We start from the raw sequence: 17635 nt of genomic DNA on the forward strand, positions 1-17635 counted from the left end.
TTCTCCTCCTTTACTATTTAAAAGTTTAATACTAGACCTATTTTACCATAGATAGTAAGAATTTTCCACAAGCTGTGAAAAATAATCCACAATGTTATCAAGTTTTATCCACAGGTTGGGGATAAAGTCAGAAACTATTGATTTATTAAGCTTTTTATCGAAAAAAATAGTGGATAACCTTGTGAGATAAAAAAATAAAAGAACAGCCTTATTTCAGGCTGTTGATAATTCTACTATATTCTTCTTGATTTGAAAAAGAAATAATGATTTTTCCACTATCTTTTTTAGATAGTTTAATTTCTACATCTAATCCGAGTAGTTTTTTTAACTGTTCTTCTTCATTTTGTATGAAATGATCATTTTTTTGCTGTTTCTTTTGTTTTTTCTCTGTCAGAAGAGCTTCTAATTTCCTTACAGAAATATCTTCTTCTATAACCCGTTGAAAGAAATAGTCTTGTTGTTCCTTATTCAATCCAACTAGCGAACGAGCATGTGCTTGTGATAGTTTGCCATTTTCTACTTCTGAAAGGATAGCATCTGGCAAGTAAAGCAAACGAATGGAGTTGCTGATATATGGACGAGACTTGCCCATTTTATCTGCAATTTCAGCATGGGTAAATCCTTTCTCTACGAGAGATTCATAGGCGCGTGCTTCTTCTATAGGATTTAAATTTTCTCTCTGCAAATTTTCAATAATGGACTGGATCATCATCTCTTGGTCTGAAAGCTGTTTAATAACAGCTGGGATAGACCTTAGACCAGCTAAAAGTGAAGCCCGATAGCGTCTCTCTCCTGCAAGGATTTCATAACCAATCACAGGAGATTGACGAACAATAATCGGTTGAATGAGTCCATTTTCTTTGATAGACTGTGCTAGTTCATCTAGTTTTTCTCCATCAAATTCTTTTCGAGGTTGATAGGGATTTTTTTGTATATCCGTGATAGAAATCATTTCAAATTTTTCCATGATTCTACACTAACACATCTTTTCTCTTATGTAAAGTTTTCTTTACATAGATGTCAATTAAGATTCTAAATCACCTGAACTCTTGTCAAGTTTGATAGAGGTAGTTTCTTCTTTCCCGTTACGATAGTAGGTTATCTTAATGGTGTCTCCGATAGAATGGTTGTAAAGAGCACTTTGTAAGTCTGTTGATGAAGCAATCTCTTTGTCATCTACTTTTGTAATCACATCGTATTTTTCGAGGTGACCATTGGCAGGCATATTACTTTGTACAGAACGAACAACTACGCCAGATGTAACATTACTTGGAATATTGAGTCTTCTGATGTCACTTGTACTTATATTAGATAAATTAACCATCTGAATTCCCAAAGCTGGACGCGTCACTTTTCCGTTTTTTTCTAACTGTTCAATAATATTGATAGCATCATTTGCAGGAATTGCGAAACCAAGGCCTTCTACAGATGTTCCTCCATTTGTGGCAATTTTACTTGAGGTAATTCCGATAACCTGTCCTTGAATATTGATCAGTGGGCCACCAGAGTTACCTGGGTTAATAGCAGTATCAGTTTGGATGGCTTTTGTAGAAATGGCTTGTCCATCTTCAGATTTTAAGGATACATTTCGATTGAGACTAGATACGATACCTTGAGTAACAGTATTTGCATATTCAGAACCTAACGGGCTACCAATAGCAATAGCAGTTTCTCCTACGGTTAACTTGCTAGAATCACCAAACTCAGCTACTGTTGTCACTTTTTCTGAAGAGATTTTGACGACAGCAATATCAGAGAAAGTATCCGCTCCGACAATTTCTCCAGGTACTTTAGTCCCATCTGATAATCGAATATCTACTTTGCTAGCGCCATTTATAACGTGATTGTTGGTGACGATGTAAGCTTCTTTATCATTCTTTTTATAAATAACTCCAGATCCTTCACTAGAGATTTGCTGAGAATCTGTATCAGTCTCATCATTGCCAAATACGCTATTTTGTCTATTTGCTGAATAAGTAATAACGGATACAACGGCATCTTTTACTTTATTAACAGCCTGTGTTGTTGAATTTTCGTTCTTATAGGCAGTTTGTGTAATAGTACTATTGTTGTTAGAGTTGCTTACACTACTTTTTTGAGTTAGTTGAGCTATTGAAAAACTACCCAAGGCTCCACTAAAAAAGCTAATGACGATAACGACTAATAATTGAAACCCTTTTTTGTAAAATGTTTTTAAATGTTTCATATTTGCCTCCATATTTTTGAATTACTGAAAGTATAAACTGACTAGCTTAATTATAACTTAAACACAAAAGTTTTTCACAGATTGTGGATAACTTCCAAAAATCTGTGGTTTTCTCGGTTAAAATTAACCTTTTATTTTGTGAATAAGATGTGAAAAAATAGAGAATATGTTAGAATAGAGTCATGAAAATTAAAGTTGTAACAGTTGGGAAACTGAAAGAAAAGTATTTAAAAGATGGCATCGCAGAGTATTCAAAACGAATTTCTCGATTTGCTAAGCTTGAAATGATTGAGCTGGCAGATGAAAAAACACCAGATAGGGCTAGTGAGTCAGAAAATCAAAAGATTTTAGAAATAGAAGGCCAGAGAATTTTATCAAAAGTTGGTGATCGTGATTTTGTTATTGTGTTAGCCATTGAGGGGAAAACACTTTCTTCAGAAGAATTTAGTAAGCGGTTAGAAGAAGCTTCTATAAAAGGATTTTCTACTCTTACATTTATCATTGGAGGGAGTTTAGGATTATCATCAGCTGTAAAAAAGAGAGCCAATCTTTCTGTCAGCTTTGGCCGTTTAACCTTGCCCCATCAGTTAATGAGACTAGTTCTTGTTGAACAAATCTATCGCGCTTTTACGATTCAGCAGGGATCACCCTATCATAAATAGAGAATTGACTTTTAATTGAATTTTTGGTAGAATAATTGTGTTAGGTCTCATAGCTCAGCTGGATAGAGCATTCGCCTTCTAAGCGAACGGTCGCAGGTTCGAATCCTGCTGGGATCAATATAGTAGCAAAGCTGGGAATTTTCCCGGCTTTTTTCTTAAAAAAGTACACTTGGGGAGAAAAAAATGACAGTTGAGAGAATTTTATCTAAAATGAAATTCCATTTTGTATAATGGTTTTTGTAAGTTAGCTTACAAGAAAAAAACATTTTAGGAGATTTTATTATGAAAAACACAGTTAAATTGGAACAGTTTGTAGCCTTGAAGGAAAAAGACTTGCAAAATATTAAAGGTGGAGAAAGTAGGATTTCAGACATCCTCCTTGATTTTCTTTTCCAACGAAAAAAGTAATGAAATAAGGAGAAAGAGTAATGAATTTACTTGGATTTGGGACAGTTATTGGTCATTTTTTAATTATTAGTCAAAGTTACCGTTTAATTTGTAAAGGTCAAATAAATAGAAAAGAGCTATACGTTTTTGGTGCTTATACATTACTAGTAGAAGTAGTACTTGAACTTTCCTTTTATCTTCTAAATTTGGATGGGTTAGGGACTGCAACATTTTTACTTCCTTTGGGCTTATATTCCTATTTTCGATGGATGAAACAGTATGAGAGGGATAGAGGACTATTTCTAAGTTTACTACTATCTCTTTTATATGAGAGCACTCATAACTTTCTGTCCGTAACTTTCTCCTCTATAACAGGAGACAATTTTGTTTTACAATATTATTACCCATTCTTTTTCGTTGTAACGGTATTGACCTATGTCGTTATCGTAACAATCATTCGTTACTTCCATTTGGAACTGAACTATTTTGACAAAGATTACCTTTATCTTTTCTTGAAAAAAGTATTTTTTGCTTTACTACTGCTACATATTGTATCTTTCGTTTCAGATACGGTAAGTACGATTAAACATTTGAATAGTTTTGGAAGTATTTTGTCATCTATTGTCTTTATTTCTCTCCTTTTGACCTTCTTTGCAATGAATTCGCATAAAGAACAAATGGAAAAAGAGATTGCTTTGAAGCAGAAGAAATTTGAACAGAAACATTTACAAAACTACACAGATGAAATTGTTGGACTGTATAATGAAATCCGTGGTTTTCGACATGATTATGCTGGAATGCTTGTCAGTATGCAGATGGCAATTGACAGTGGTGATTTACAGGAAATTGACAGAGTTTACAATGAAGTTTTGGTCAAAGCAAATCATAAATTGCGTTCAGATAAGTACACTTACTTTGATTTGAACAACATAGAAGATTCAGCTTTACGAAGTTTGGTTGCTCAGTCTATTGTCTATGCTCGAAATAATGGTGTAGAGTTTACACTGGAAGTAAAAGATACGATTACCAAGCTCCCAATTGAACTATTGGATTTGGTTCGTATCATGAGCGTTTTATTGAACAATGCTGTCGAAGGATCGGCTGATAGCTATAAAAAGCAGATGGAAGTAGCAGTTATTAAGATGGAAACTGAAACAGTTATTGTGATTCAGAATTCATGTAAAATGACGATGACTCCTTCAGGAGATCTATTTGCTTTAGGATTCTCCACTAAGGGAAGAAATCGCGGGGTAGGATTAAATAATGTGAAAGAACTACTAGATAAGTACAACAATATTATTTTAGAAACAGAGATGGAAGGCAGTACATTTAGACAAATTATTAGATTTAAGAGGGAATTTGAATGAAAGTTTTAATTTTAGAAGATGTTATTGAACATCAAGTGAGACTAGAGAGAATATTGGATGAAATTTCGAAAGAATCGAATATTCCAATATCATACAAGACAACAGGAAAAGTCCGTGAATTTGAAGAATATATTGAGAACGATGAAGTAAATCAGCTTTATTTCCTAGATATTGATATTCATGGAATTGAGAAAAAGGGATTTGAAGTGGCTCAGCTCATTCGTCATTACAATCCTTACGCTATTATCGTCTTTATCACCAGTCGATCAGAGTTTGCGACTCTAACCTATAAATACCAGGTATCAGCCTTAGATTTTGTTGATAAGGATATCAATGATGAGATGTTTAAGAAGAGAATTGAGCAAAATATCTTCTATACTAAAAGTATGTTACTTGAAAATGAAGATGTTGTAGATTATTTCGACTACAATTACAAGGGAAATGATTTAAAAATTCCTTACCATGATATTTTGTATATTGAAACAACAGGGGTCTCTCATAAATTACGTATTATTGGTAAGAATTTTGCCAAAGAGTTTTACGGTACCATGACAGATATTCAGGAAAAGGACAAACATACTCAGCGATTTTATTCTCCTCATAAGTCATTTTTGGTAAATATAGGCAATATTAGAGAAATTGACCGAAAGAATCTAGAAGTTGTTTTCTATGAAGATCATCGCTGTCCTATTTCAAGGTTAAAAATTAGAAAATTGAAAGATATTTTAGAGAAAAAATCTCAAAAGTGATTGACAATTAGTAAGAAATTGATATAATGGTTATATCTGCTACAGATAGAAGGTCCGTTGGTCAAGGGGTTAAGACACCGCCTTTTCACGGCGGTAACACGGGTTCGAATCCCGTACGGACTATTTTATCCGCCATAGCTCAGTTGGTAGTAGCGCATGACTGTTAATCATGATGTCGTAGGTTCGAGTCCTACTGGCGGAGTATAGATAAAAGGGAACATAGTGTTGTTCCCTTTTTTGCATCAATTCGTATCACCAAGCATCTTCATGAGGAAGTCTGTTATTTCTTGAGGACTTTCTTTTTTTCCATGTGCAATCCAAGTTTGGCAGACACCAAAAAGTGCGTGAGTTAGATAGATGCTACTATATTCTAATTCAGTGGTATTTAGATTCAGTTGCATAAATCGCTTTTGTAAATCTGTACTGAGCATGATATGAAGTTTATTTCGTAAGAAATTTTGGATTTCTTTGGTTCCATTTTCAGAAAGAAGGGCAGCCAGAAGTGGTTCTGATTCCAAATATTCAAAGACTTCTAAAATAGCGTCTCTTTTGTGATGAGCATGTTTTTGAAAAATATATTCAAATGTATGAAATAGCTTGCTTTGATAATGCTCAATCATATCATACTTATCCTTATAGTGAGTATAGAAGCTGGAACGACTAATTCTGGCTTTTTCTGCTAACTTTACAGTAGAAATTTGATCAAATGGCTGTTCCATCAGTAATTGTACCATAGCATTTTCAATAGTTCGCTTTGTTTTTAAGCGTTTGTTACTTTCTTGCATATTTTCTCCTTATAAACAAATTAGACTATATGTCTAAAAATAGATTTTTTATCTTGTAATTTAGATTTTTTAATGTATAATCTATTATATCAAAATTTTAGACAATATGTGTAAAAAAGGAGAAACTATGTTTAAAGAATGGAAAGCAATTTTTAAAAAACCAACCTTTATTATTGTCATGATAGGGATTTCTCTTATTCCAGCTCTGTACAATATTATATTTTTGTCCTCAATGTGGGATCCGTATGGTCAATTGTCTGACTTACCTGTGGCAGTTGTCAATAATGATAAAGAGGCTTCCTATAATGGTAATACTATGGCAATAGGAAAAGACATGGTGTCCAATTTAAAAGAAAATAAAACCTTGGATTTTCATTTCGTGGATGAAGATGAAGGAAAGAAGGGATTGGAAGATGGAGATTACTATATGGTAGTGACTTTACCCAGTGATTTATCTGAAAAAGCAGCTTCTATTTTAACGGATCATCCAGAGCAAATGCAAATTGATTATCAGACTTCAAGTGGTCATAGCTTTATTGCCAGCAAGATGAGCGATTCTGCGATGACACAATTGAAGCAGAATGTTTCTACAAATGTAACTGAGACCTATACTAAAGCCTTATTTAACAAAATGATTGATTTAAAGGATGGCATGAGTCAAGCAGCTTCTGGTAGTGAAAAATTAACTGATGGAGCGAATCAGTTAGTGACAGGAAGTCAAACATTAACTACTAACCTACACTCTTTAGCAGCTTCAAGTTTAACCTTTTCAAATGGAACGGAGCAGTTTACTAAAGGATTATCTGCTTATGTTTCTGGTGTCGAACAACTTCATCTTGGCTTAGGGAATTTTAATAGTGGTTTAGTTACATATACTGGTGCAGTGAGTCAATTAGATAGCGGATTAGGTCAATTATCTTCTAAAAGTCCTGAATTAGTAAGAGGAATCAATCAGTTATATACTGGTGTAGAATCCTATACTGGCGGTGTTTCTCAGCTTAATGCTGGTCTTAATCAATTTTCATCTGGTGTTAGTGACTATACAAATGGTGTGGGAAATCTTGCAACAGGTGCTAATCAGTTATCTAATCAATCAGCTACACTTCGAATGGGTGTGGAGCAATTAAGTGAAGGAATTCAACAACTTTCTAGCAAGTTAGATGCTTCGTCTGAGCAAAAAGATCAAATTAATCAATTATCTTCTGGTTTGAATCAGTTAAATCAAGCTATTCAAAATATTGATGTTGGAGATACAAAACAATTAGATTCTGTTTTATCAAGTATAGTATCTCTTTCTAATCAAATGTTAGCACGTGCTCAGTCTGATAAAGCGACTACATTAGCTAATATTCAATCGACAGCAGCTTATCAATCATTGACAAGTGAGCAACAAGCTGAGATAAGTGCTTCTGTATCTCAAAATTCAACTGATAGTATTCAATCTGCTCAGTCAATTGTAACTTTAGTACAAGGTTTACAGGGAAGTTTAGAAAACTTACAAAATCAATCTTCTAATCTTTCGACTTTAAAAAATCAAGCTAATCAAGTATTACCGCTTGCTTCTACTTCTTTGACAGGATTGTCAAGTGGATTAACAGAGATACAAGGAGCTGTTACTAGTAAATTAGTTCCTGCTAGTCAGTCGATTGCATCAGGTGTAAATACATATACTACAGGTGTTGATAAAGTTTCTCAGGGCGCAAGTCAACTAAGTGAAAAAAATGCCACCTTGACAGGTAGTTTGGATCAACTAGTTTCAGGCTCAAACACCTTGACACAAAAATCTTCTAACTTGACAGCAGGAGTTGGTCAATTAGTTGAAAAAACTCCAGAATTAGTGTCTGGGATTGAAAAATTATCAACTGGCTCTAACCAATTGAATCAAAAGAGTCAAGAATTGATAGCAGGAGTTGATAAATTGCAGTCAGGCTCTAGCCAACTAGTTGACAAATCCAGTCAGTTACTTTCAGGTGCTTCTCAATTAGAAAGTGGAGCTAATAAATTGGCAGATGGAGCTGGGAAACTAGCAGAAGGCGGAACAAAGTTAACTTCTGGATTGGAAGGTTTACAGATAGGAGTTGCTTCTTTGGGACAAGGATTAGGTAATGCTAGTGATCAACTCAAGTCAGCATCAACAGAATCTAAAAATGCAGAGATTTTGTCAAATCCTCTCAGTCTATCCAAAACTGACAATGACCAAGTTCCTGTAAATGGAATTGCAATGGCTCCTTATATGATATCAGTTGCTCTCTTTGTTGCAGCAATATCAACGAATATGATCTTTGCGAAGTTGCCTTCAGGACGTCATCCAGAGAGCCGTTGGGCTTGGTTGAAATCTCGAGCAGAAATAAATGGTATTATAGCTGTTTTAGCAGGAATTTTGGTATATGGAGGAGTTCATCTTATTGGTTTAACTGCAAATCATGAGATGAGAACATTTATTCTCATTATCCTAACAAGTTTAGTATTCATGTCCATGGTGACCGCTTTAACAACATGGAATAGTCGTATAGGAGCTTTCTTTTCTCTTATCTTGCTTTTATTACAGTTAGCATCAAGTGCAGGTACTTATCCACTTGCCTTGACAAATGATTTCTTTAGAGCTATTAATCCCTGGTTACCAATGAGTTATTCAGTTTCGGGATTACGACAAACAATCTCTATGACAGGAAATATTCATCATCAAGTTATTTTCCTTGCCGTTATATTAGTACTATTTATTTGTTTAGGTATGCTAGCCTATCAACCTAAGAAAATGGAAGAAGATTAAAAAAATCGACCAACTGGTCGATTTTTTTATGTCTTAGATGATTTTCGTTTGTGATTATAGATTCCAAATAGTAAAAGAGAAGTAAAGGAACAGATTGCTCCAGTAATAAAACCATTGGGAATAAAGGAAAGTGTAATAGTTCCTTTTCCCTTAGGAACGTCAACTTTCATAAAGCCAGTTTGAGCTTGTTTTATTTCTATTTTCTTATCATCTTGGTAGGCAGACCAACCTTTGTCATAAGGAATAGTGAAAAAAATAGATGTATCTTGTTGGACATCATATGTAGCAAAAACATTGTTTTTAGAAGTTGATACTGTGACAGGTTGTTCTTTAATTTTTTGAATTGCCTCAGTTAAAGTTTGGGTATCTAAACGGTAGAAGGTAGGAGATTCAAATGATACTTGTGAATTTCCAGGGAAACTAACATGAATATTAAAAGTTTTTGTATCTTTTGTATAGCCTAGATTAAAGAAGGAGAAGACATTATCAGTTGTAAAAGTTTTCTTTTTTCCATTGACAAGGATGTCAACCTTCTTTTGTTTGTCATTAGAAAAGTGAAGGTTTGTGAAAGAAAGATAAACTTGGCTGTTTTCTGGCACTTCAATTTGATACTGTATTGATGCATCCTCATTTGAAGAACTTGTGACACTAGTCAAATCATTAGTATTTTCAGTTTTTTCATAGGGGATTGGAGAAAAATAATCAAAATCGACGTTAGCAAGTTGATTTAAAAACGAGGCCTGATTATCCAAAGTGTGTTCATTGAACTTGACATCATTGTAAACAGATTGACTAGCAAATGCAATCGGAAGGGAGTATTGATTTTCATATAGGGTAAGATTATCTTTTTGATATACATCTTGGAAACCATACTTATCAATAGGGTTTTCTGAGATATTGTACTGGATGCCAAATAAACTATCAGCCAAAATACTATTATTTGCATAGCGTAGATTGAGATTAGTCCCAGAGGATTTAAACCCAAGTTTATCCAAAGTAGAGCTTGCTGAACGATTTCGAACAGATGAAAATTGAGAGATTCCATTGTAGTTGAATTTCATACTGTCATTTCCTGTTTGAGTTTCTAGTTTCTCACTACGAGTAAATTGATTTCCAATATATGTTGAGAAAGATTCCATAGCTGGGATATCTCGATTATATGAACTTCGAGAAGCAAAACCCCATTCTTTAGCAATTCCGTCTATTTGAGATGAAGCATTTAAACTCATTTCAACCATTATAAATAAAGAGATTAGAATGGCAAATAGATTTACAGAGATAAACTTTTTGATAACTGCAAGGAGTAAAAGCGAATAGACAACCAAAAATTCAAGAGTAAGCAGAATATTCAAATCTGTTAAAAAAGAATAATGTGATTTTAGATATATGGTAGCTAAAAATCCTGTTACTATAAGAAAAAGCGAAACTAAAAAATTCCAGATTTTAATTTCTTTCAGACGATTTAAGACTTCCGCTGCTGTGTAAATTAACAAGGTAGAGAAAATCCAAGCATAGCGATGTAAAAACATGTTTGGAGTATGCATGCCTTGCCAAAATAAATCAAGAGCTTCTATATAAAAGCTAGCAATTAGAAATTCAAAGAAGATTGCATAGATAAGTTTCACGTGAAACTTAATGGATTTCAGCGTAAAAAATAAAATGGTCAAAATAAAGGGAAGTAGTCCTACAAAAATCATTGGAATAGCCCCATACTTTGTTGTATCAAAGGAACCGATGAATTGCTTAGCAAAGAGATCAAGATACCAGCTACTTTCAGTTTGAAACTTTGTAACTTCAGTCAATTTTTCCCCATGTGTCTGTAAATCAAACAGAGTAGGAAGAGTCAGAATCAAACTAGCCATACCAGCTAAAAAGGAGATAACTATGAAATCAAGAACAGATGATTTTCGAGTCTTAAAGTCCCACGAAATTTGACAGAGATACCAGAAAATAAGAAACAATACTGTCATATATCCAAAATAATAATTTTGAATAAACAAAATTGACAGACTTGTAAAGTACAATAGGAATTTCTTTTCAGTTATCAGCAGATGTAAACCAGTTATAATTAAAGGAATCAAGATAAAAACATCTAGCCAGGTTTTTATCTCTAATTGACTGACAGTGAAACTCATCAGAGCATAGGAAGTAGATAAAGCTAGTTTTAAAGGCTTAGGAATCGATTGAAATAATTTATTTAAACTAAAGTAAGTTGACAGTCCAATCAATCCAAATTTTAAGAGAGTTGTCAGATAGACAGTATCTGGCATATTCATTAGATCAAAAAAGTAAACTAGAGGTGAAAGGAAACTTCCCAAGTAATAACTAGATAGGGCATAGAAATTTAATCCGAGGCCACTTGTAAAGGTGTAAAACAGACTACCATTTCCATGTAGGATATTTCGTAAAGCTACATCAAAAATAACGTATTGATGAAAACCATCTCCTAATAGAGGAGAGTTGTCGCTATTCCAGTAGATACCTTGAGATAGGTATACTCCTATCATAATGATTATGGGAATGATGAAAGAAACAAAATAGGTCCAATATGTTTTAAAAAATAATTTCATGTTACCTCATAAAATGTTAGAAAACTCAGCTGGTTAACCCAACTGAGTTTTGAAGTTTTATTTAGTCTTTCCAAAGTTCTTTAACTTTTGCTTGTACTTCTGCATTTTCTAGGAATTCATCGTAGGTTTCATCGATACGGTCGATGACGCCATTTTTAGACAAGACAATGATATGGTTAGCCAAAGTTTGAATAAACTCGTGGTCATGGCTGGCAAAGATGATTGATTCTTTAAAGTTTTTCAATCCATCATTCAAGCTTGAGATAGATTCCAAGTCCAAGTGATTTGTTGGATCATCGAGGACAAGGACATTTGATTTTAAGAGCATGAGTTTTGAAAGCATGACACGAACTTTTTCTCCCCCTGACAAGACGTTGACAGGTTTGTTAACCTCATCTCCAGAGAAGAGCATACGGCCAAGGAAGCCACGTAGGAAAGTATTGTCATCTTCTTCTTTACTTGCGAATTGACGCAACCAGTCAAGGATTGACTCTCCCCCTGCAAAATCGGCCGAGTTATCTTTTGGCAAGTAAGAACGGCTAGTAGTAACTCCCCACTTGACAGTTCCTTCATAGTCAATGTCTCCCATGATTGCACGAATCAATGCAGTCGTTTGGATATCATTTTGTCCAATAAGCGCTGTTTTATCACCTGGACGCAAAATAAAGCTGATATTATCTAAAATAGTCTCACCATCAATCTTTACAGTTAGATTTTCTACTGTCAAGAGATCATTACCAATCTCACGCTCCGCTTTAAAGTTGATAAATGGATATTTACGACTAGATGGTACAATTTCTTCAAGTTCAATCTTATCAAGCATTTTCTTACGTGATGTTGCTTGTCTTGATTTAGAAGCATTAGCAGAGAAACGAGCAACGAACTCTTGCAATTGTTTAATTTTTTCTTCTGCTTTGGCATTACGGTCTGCTAGCAATTTAGCAGCGAGTTCAGAAGATTCCTTCCAGAAGTCATAGTTTCCGACATAGAGTTTGATTTTTCCGAAGTCAAGGTCGGCCATGTGAGTACATACTTTGTTTAAGAAGTGACGGTCGTGGGATACTACGATAACTGTGTTATCAAAGTCAATCAAGAAGTCTTCTAACCATGTAATTGATTGGATGTCTAAACCGTTGGTAGGCTCGTCCAAGAGAAGAACATCTGGTTTACCAAAAAGTGCTTTGGCAAGGAGAACCTTTACTTTCTCACCGTTGGCCAATTCGCTCATGTTTTGGTAGTGTAATTCTTCTGGAATGTTTAGGTTTTGAAGGAGTTGAGAGGCTTCGCTTTCTGCTTCCCAGCCTCCAAGCTCAGCAAACTCTCCTTCGAGTTCGGCAGCACGAACCCCGTCCTCGTCTGAGAAATCTTCCTTCATGTAGATAGCATCTTTCTCTTTCATGATGCTATAAAGTTTTTCATTTCCCATGATAACGACATCAATGGCACGTTCGTCTTCATAGTCAAAGTGATTTTGACGAAGAACAGAGAGACGTTCATCTGGACCAAGAGAGATGTGACCAGTAGTAGGTTCGATATCTCCAGCTAAAATTTTTAAAAAGGTTGATTTTCCGGCACCATTAGCACCGATTAATCCATAAGTATTTCCTTCTGTAAATTTGATATTGACATCATCAAAAAGTTTGCGATCACTAAAACGTAGTGAAACATCAGATACTGTAAGCAATGTTTTTCTCCTATATGTGTAATATATTTATTCTACTAGAAAATACGGAAATATTCAAATTTTTATCTGTCAATTTTGTGTAAATTACATTTACAGTATCCTTTACGCAAATCTGTAAATAGCAAGACTGATTTATTTTGATAAATTACGGTTATTTCATTAAAAAAAATGCTATAATTGAAGGGACTATATCGAAGGAGAACAAAATGACTAAACCCATTATTTTAACAGGAGACCGTCCAACAGGTAAATTGCATATTGGACATTATGTTGGAAGTCTCAAAAATCGAGTATTATTACAGGAAGAGGATAAGTATGATATGTTTGTGTTCTTGGCTGACCAACAAGCCTTGACAGATCATGCCAAAGATCCTCAAACTATTGTAGAGTCTATCGGAAATGTGGCTTTGGATTATCTTGCAGTTGGATTGGATCCAAGTAAATCAACTATCTTTATTCAAAGCCAGATTCCAGAGTTGGCTGAGTTGTCTATGTATTATATGAATCTGGTTTCATTAGCACGTCTGGAGCGTAATCCAACTGTCAAGACAGAAATTGCTCAGAAAGGCTTTGGAGAAAGTATTCCGACAGGATTCTTGGTCTATCCAATAGCTCAAGCAGCTGACATCACAGCTTTCAAGGCTAATTATGTTCCTGTTGGGACAGATCAGAAACCAATGATTGAGCAAACTCGCGAGATTGTTCGTTCTTTTAACAATGCATATAACTGTGATGTCTTGGTAGAACCGGAAGGTATTTATCCAGAAAATGAAAGAGCAGGTCGTTTGCCTGGTTTAGATGGAAATGCTAAAATGTCTAAATCCCTTAATAATGGTATTTATTTAGCTGATGATGCGGATACTTTGCGTAAAAAAGTAATGAGTATGTATACAGATCCAGATCATATCCGAGTGGAAGATCCAGGTAAAATTGAAGGAAATATGGTTTTCCATTATTTAGATGTTTTTGGTCGCCCAGAAGATGCTCAAGAAATTGCTGAAATGAAAGAACACTATCAACGAGGTGGTCTTGGTGATGTGAAGACCAAGCGTTATCTACTTGAAATACTAGAACGTGAACTGGGTCCTATTCGTGAGCGCCGTATCGAATTTGCTAAGGATATGGGAGAAGTTTATAATATGCTTCAAAAAGGTAGTGAAAGAGCGCGTGAAGTTGCAGGTCAAACCCTATCTGAGGTTAAAGGAGCAATGGGACTCCATTACTTTAACTAAGTTTATTTTACAAGAAACTATCATTTCTATCTCGAAGAAAAGATAGTTTTTTATTTACCCCTGTAACATTTGACAAATTTTTATAGAATGGTATGATAGATACAATATAAAAAGAGTCAAGCTCAAAAAGAAAGAAAAGAGGAAACTTCGAATGTCTAATTGGGACACTAAATTTTTGAAAAAAGGTTTTACCTTTGATGATGTATTGCTTATTCCAGCTGAAAGTCATGTGTTGCCTAACGATGCAGATTTAACAACTAAATTGGCAGATAATCTGACTTTAAATATCCCAATTATTACCGCTGCCATGGACACAGTTACAGAGAGTCAAATGGCCATTGCTATTGCTCGTGCAGGCGGTCTCGGAGTTATCCATAAAAACATGTCAATTGCTCAACAAGCAGACGAGGTTCGTAAGGTAAAACGTTCTGAAAATGGGGTTATTATTGATCCGTTCTTCTTGACGCCTGAACATACAATTGCTGAAGCAGATGAGCTTATGGGTCGTTACCGCATCAGTGGTGTTCCAGTTGTTGAAACACTTGAAAATCGTAAATTGGTTGGTATTTTGACAAACCGAGATCTTCGTTTTATTTCAGATTATAATCAACCAATTTCAAACCATATGACTAGTGAAAATCTTGTGACTGCTCCTGTGGGTACAGATCTTGCAATAGCTGAGAGCATTCTTCAAGAACACCGTATTGAAAAGCTTCCGTTGATAGATGAAGAAGGTCGTCTTTCTGGTTTGATTACTATCAAAGATATTGAAAAGGTTATTGAGTTTCCAAATGCTGCTAAAGATGAGTTTGGTCGTCTACTAGTTGCAGGTGCAGTAGGTGTTACTTCAGATACCTTTGAACGTGCAGAGGCGCTTTTTGAGGCAGGGGCGGATGCGATTGTTATTGATACTGCACATGGTCATTCTGCAGGTGTCTTGCGTAAAATTGCTGAGATTCGTGCTCACTTCCCAGATCGTACTTTGATTGCTGGAAATATTGCAACTGCTGAAGGTGCACGTGCCCTTTATGAAGCAGGTGTAGATGTTGTCAAGGTTGGTATTGGACCAGGTTCTATCTGTACTACTCGAGTAATTGCTGGTGTTGGTGTTCCACAAGTAACAGCTATCTATGATGCTGCAGCCGTTGCGCGTGAATATGGAAAAACGATTATTGCTGACGGTGGAATCAAGTATTCTGGAGATATTGTAAAAGCACTTGCGGCTGGTGGAAATGCTGTTATGCTTGGATCAATGTTTGCTGGAACAGACGAAGCACCAGGTGAAACTGAAATCTTCCAAGGACGTAAGTTCAAGACTTACCGTGGTATGGGATCAATCGCTGCTATGAAGAAAGGTTCAAGCGATCGTTACTTCCAAGGTTCTGTTAATGAAGCAAACAAACTCGTTCCAGAAGGAATTGAAGGTCGTGTTGCTTATAAAGGTGCGGCAGCTGATATTGTCTTCCAAATGATTGGCGGTATCCGATCTGGTATGGGTTACTGTGGTGCGGCTAACCTTAAAGAACTACATGATAATGCTCAATTTATTGAAATGTCTGGTGCTGGTTTGAAAGAAAGCCATCCTCATGATGTGCAAATTACTAATGAGGCACCAAATTATTCTATGTAAAAAAACAATGAAAAGAACTCCCGTGAAAATAGGAGTTCTTTTACGATGTTGTCAATTTTAGTTTACACCAACTTTACCATCCTGAATAGTAAAGATACTTAGATTTTCTGGCAGATTTTGAAGATGATCTAAGCTTGTTGTTGTGATAAAGGTTTGGATTGAATGAGAAATCGTTTCTAATAATTTTAGTTGTCTAGTGTTGTCAAGTTCGCTCATCACATCGTCAAGCAGTAATATTGGAGATTCTGTAGTAATGCTTTCCATTAATTCGATTTCTGCTAATTTTATCGAGAGGACGAGACTACGATGTTGACCTTGACTTCCGAAACTAGCATCCATCCCATTTATATAAAAAGAAATGTCATCTCGATGAGGACCGACACCAGTATTCTTTTTAAATAAATCTCTGGACCTACTTTTTTCTAAGGCAATTTTGAAAGATTCTGATAAGTCTTCTTTGTCAGTTGGCTTTACAGAAGATTGATAGGATATTGACAGCTCTTCAATCTGATTAGAGAGTTCAATATGTTTCTTACGGCCAAAATGTTCTAGTTTTTTTATGAAATCTAAGCGGTGATTCATTACACGACATCCATAATCAACTAGCTGATCATCTAGTACTGAAAGGAAGGTTTCATCTATTGTTTGAGCTGATTTTAGATAAGTGTTTCTTTGCTTAAGAATATGGTTATAATTGGTTAAATCTGATAAATAGATGGGCTTAATTTGTCCAAGCTCCATATCAATGAATTTTCGTCGAACTGAAGGTGCTCCTTTAATTAGTTGTAAATCTTCAGGAGCAAATAAGACAACATTCATGTGTCCTACATAATCTGAAAGGCGTGCCTGTTTTAAGTGATTAACTTTTGTCACACGACCTTTTTGTGTTAGTTCGATTTCGAGAGGAATAGATCCCGTTTTTTTCTGAACAAGACCTGAAAGATGAAGTTGTTCCTCATCAAAATGAATGAGATTTTTATCGGTTCGAGTTCGATGACTACGTGTTAAGGCTAAAAAATAGATAGCCTCTAACATATTTGTTTTTCCTTGTGCATTACGTCCTAAAAAGACATTTAATTTAGGATTAAAGTCTATTTTTGTCTCTTTGTAGTTACGAAAAGTTTTGAGAGATAGGTGTTGTAGCCACATGATTATCTACCAGGGAATCGCGGAGCTTGTTTGCTTTTGGGTGATGAAGTAGGTTTTGATTTGTCTTTTTTTACTCCTTTATTCATTTCTTTAACAAGTTTAGCGATTCGTTCTTTTTCAACTTTATCAGCTTGGTATTCATCTTGTTCTTCAGAAGTAGGTTGTGTCAACAAGATGTCAATATTCATGTCAGGGATGTCAACTTTATCACCAATACGAAGTTTTTTACCACGACGACTCTCTAATTCCCCATTAAAGTAAACAGAATGTTCAGAGAGAAAGGATTTGATAGCTCCTCCGCTATGTGTAATTCCAAGTTCTTTGAGTAGTGCTTGGAGGGTAATAAATTCTTCAAATAATTTGTATTCCATAATTCACCTCAATCTTTGGTATTATACCATATTTTCCTAAAAATAGTGAGAGAAATAGGGAAAAATGTAAGCG

The 17635-nt window shown here is 35.1% G+C and carries 14 protein-coding genes and 3 tRNA genes; 10 read left to right on the plus strand and 7 right to left on the minus strand.

The genetic code is table 11. The features are described 5' to 3' along the window. Positions 1 to 208: 208 nt before the first annotated feature. Positions 209 to 967 (minus strand): ParB/RepB/Spo0J family partition protein, encoded by a 759-nt coding sequence (locus tag HT720_RS04910; protein ID WP_173274886.1) that lies wholly within the window; start codon positions 965 to 967, stop codon positions 209 to 211. Between the two features lie 57 nt (positions 968 to 1024). Beyond that, a complete protein-coding gene (locus HT720_RS04915; RefSeq protein WP_000681584.1) occupies positions 1025 to 2206 on the minus strand; it encodes a S1C family serine protease in 1182 nt (393 codons plus the stop codon). A gap of 182 nt (positions 2207 to 2388) precedes the next feature. Between HT720_RS04915 and rlmH the strand changes: the two genes are divergently transcribed. From rlmH to HT720_RS04950, 7 genes are all read left to right on the plus strand, one after another. Further along, positions 2389 to 2868 carry a 23S rRNA (pseudouridine(1915)-N(3))-methyltransferase RlmH gene (rlmH, locus tag HT720_RS04920; protein ID WP_173274887.1) on the plus strand — a complete coding sequence of 160 codons (480 nt, stop codon included), beginning with the start codon at positions 2389 to 2391 and terminating at the stop codon, positions 2866 to 2868. 43 nt (positions 2869 to 2911) lie between these two features. Further along, positions 2912 to 2985 (plus strand) — tRNA-Arg (locus tag HT720_RS04925). 165 nt (positions 2986 to 3150) lie between these two features. Continuing rightward, on the plus strand, positions 3151 to 3276 hold the full coding sequence (gene comC, locus HT720_RS04930; RefSeq protein ID WP_173212972.1) for a competence-stimulating peptide ComC: 126 nt from the start codon (positions 3151 to 3153) through the stop codon (positions 3274 to 3276). A 20-nt stretch (positions 3277 to 3296) separates the two neighbouring features. Further along, entirely contained in the window at positions 3297 to 4622 is a 1326-nt protein-coding gene (comD, locus tag HT720_RS04935; RefSeq protein ID WP_173274888.1) for a competence system sensor histidine kinase ComD, read from the plus strand. After that, positions 4619 to 5371, plus strand: coding sequence for a competence system response regulator transcription factor ComE (comE, locus tag HT720_RS04940; RefSeq protein ID WP_000866069.1), 753 nt, complete (start codon positions 4619 to 4621; stop codon positions 5369 to 5371). The genes comD and comE overlap by 4 nt, the downstream gene beginning before the upstream one ends. A gap of 51 nt (positions 5372 to 5422) precedes the next feature. Further along, a tRNA-Glu gene (locus HT720_RS04945) sits at positions 5423 to 5494 on the plus strand. A gap of 5 nt (positions 5495 to 5499) precedes the next feature. Further along, positions 5500 to 5573, plus strand: a tRNA-Asn gene (locus tag HT720_RS04950). Positions 5574 to 5613: 40 nt separating this feature from the next. Here HT720_RS04950 and HT720_RS04955 read toward each other — a convergent pair. Beyond that, a complete protein-coding gene (locus tag HT720_RS04955; RefSeq protein ID WP_119941849.1) occupies positions 5614 to 6156 on the minus strand; it encodes a TetR-like C-terminal domain-containing protein in 543 nt (180 codons plus the stop codon). Between the two features lie 127 nt (positions 6157 to 6283). Between HT720_RS04955 and HT720_RS04960 the strand changes: the two genes are divergently transcribed. Further along, the gene (locus HT720_RS04960) at positions 6284 to 8926 is read left to right on the plus strand and encodes a YhgE/Pip domain-containing protein (RefSeq protein WP_173274889.1); all 2643 of its coding nucleotides are present in this window, start codon (positions 6284 to 6286) and stop codon (positions 8924 to 8926) included. 26 nt (positions 8927 to 8952) lie between these two features. Here HT720_RS04960 and HT720_RS04965 read toward each other — a convergent pair whose 3' ends face one another. Beyond that, the gene (locus HT720_RS04965; protein ID WP_173274890.1) at positions 8953 to 11496 is read right to left on the minus strand and encodes a YfhO family protein; all 2544 of its coding nucleotides are present in this window, start codon (positions 11494 to 11496) and stop codon (positions 8953 to 8955) included. A 61-nt stretch (positions 11497 to 11557) separates the two neighbouring features. Further along, a complete protein-coding gene (locus HT720_RS04970; RefSeq protein ID WP_000958774.1) occupies positions 11558 to 13180 on the minus strand; it encodes an ATP-binding cassette domain-containing protein in 1623 nt (540 codons plus the stop codon). Between the two features lie 206 nt (positions 13181 to 13386). On the opposite strand from HT720_RS04970, the gene trpS reads away from it, so the two are divergent. Further along, positions 13387 to 14412: a tryptophan--tRNA ligase gene (gene trpS, locus HT720_RS04975; RefSeq protein ID WP_000165458.1), complete on the plus strand. Its 1026-nt coding sequence runs from the start codon at positions 13387 to 13389 to the stop codon at positions 14410 to 14412. A gap of 151 nt (positions 14413 to 14563) precedes the next feature. Further along, positions 14564 to 16042: an IMP dehydrogenase gene (guaB, locus tag HT720_RS04980; RefSeq protein ID WP_173274891.1), complete on the plus strand. Its 1479-nt coding sequence runs from the start codon at positions 14564 to 14566 to the stop codon at positions 16040 to 16042. 57 nt (positions 16043 to 16099) lie between these two features. Here guaB and recF read toward each other — a convergent pair whose 3' ends face one another. Continuing rightward, positions 16100 to 17191, minus strand: coding sequence for a DNA replication/repair protein RecF (recF, locus tag HT720_RS04985; protein ID WP_173274892.1), 1092 nt, complete (start codon positions 17189 to 17191; stop codon positions 16100 to 16102). Between the two features lie 2 nt (positions 17192 to 17193). Then, positions 17194 to 17562: a S4 domain-containing protein YaaA gene (gene yaaA, locus HT720_RS04990; protein ID WP_000455897.1), complete on the minus strand. Its 369-nt coding sequence runs from the start codon at positions 17560 to 17562 to the stop codon at positions 17194 to 17196. Positions 17563 to 17635 lie beyond the last annotated feature (73 nt).

The sequence above is a fragment of the Streptococcus sp. 68 genome, from assembly GCF_013277415.1.
Taxonomy (GTDB): domain Bacteria; phylum Bacillota; class Bacilli; order Lactobacillales; family Streptococcaceae; genus Streptococcus.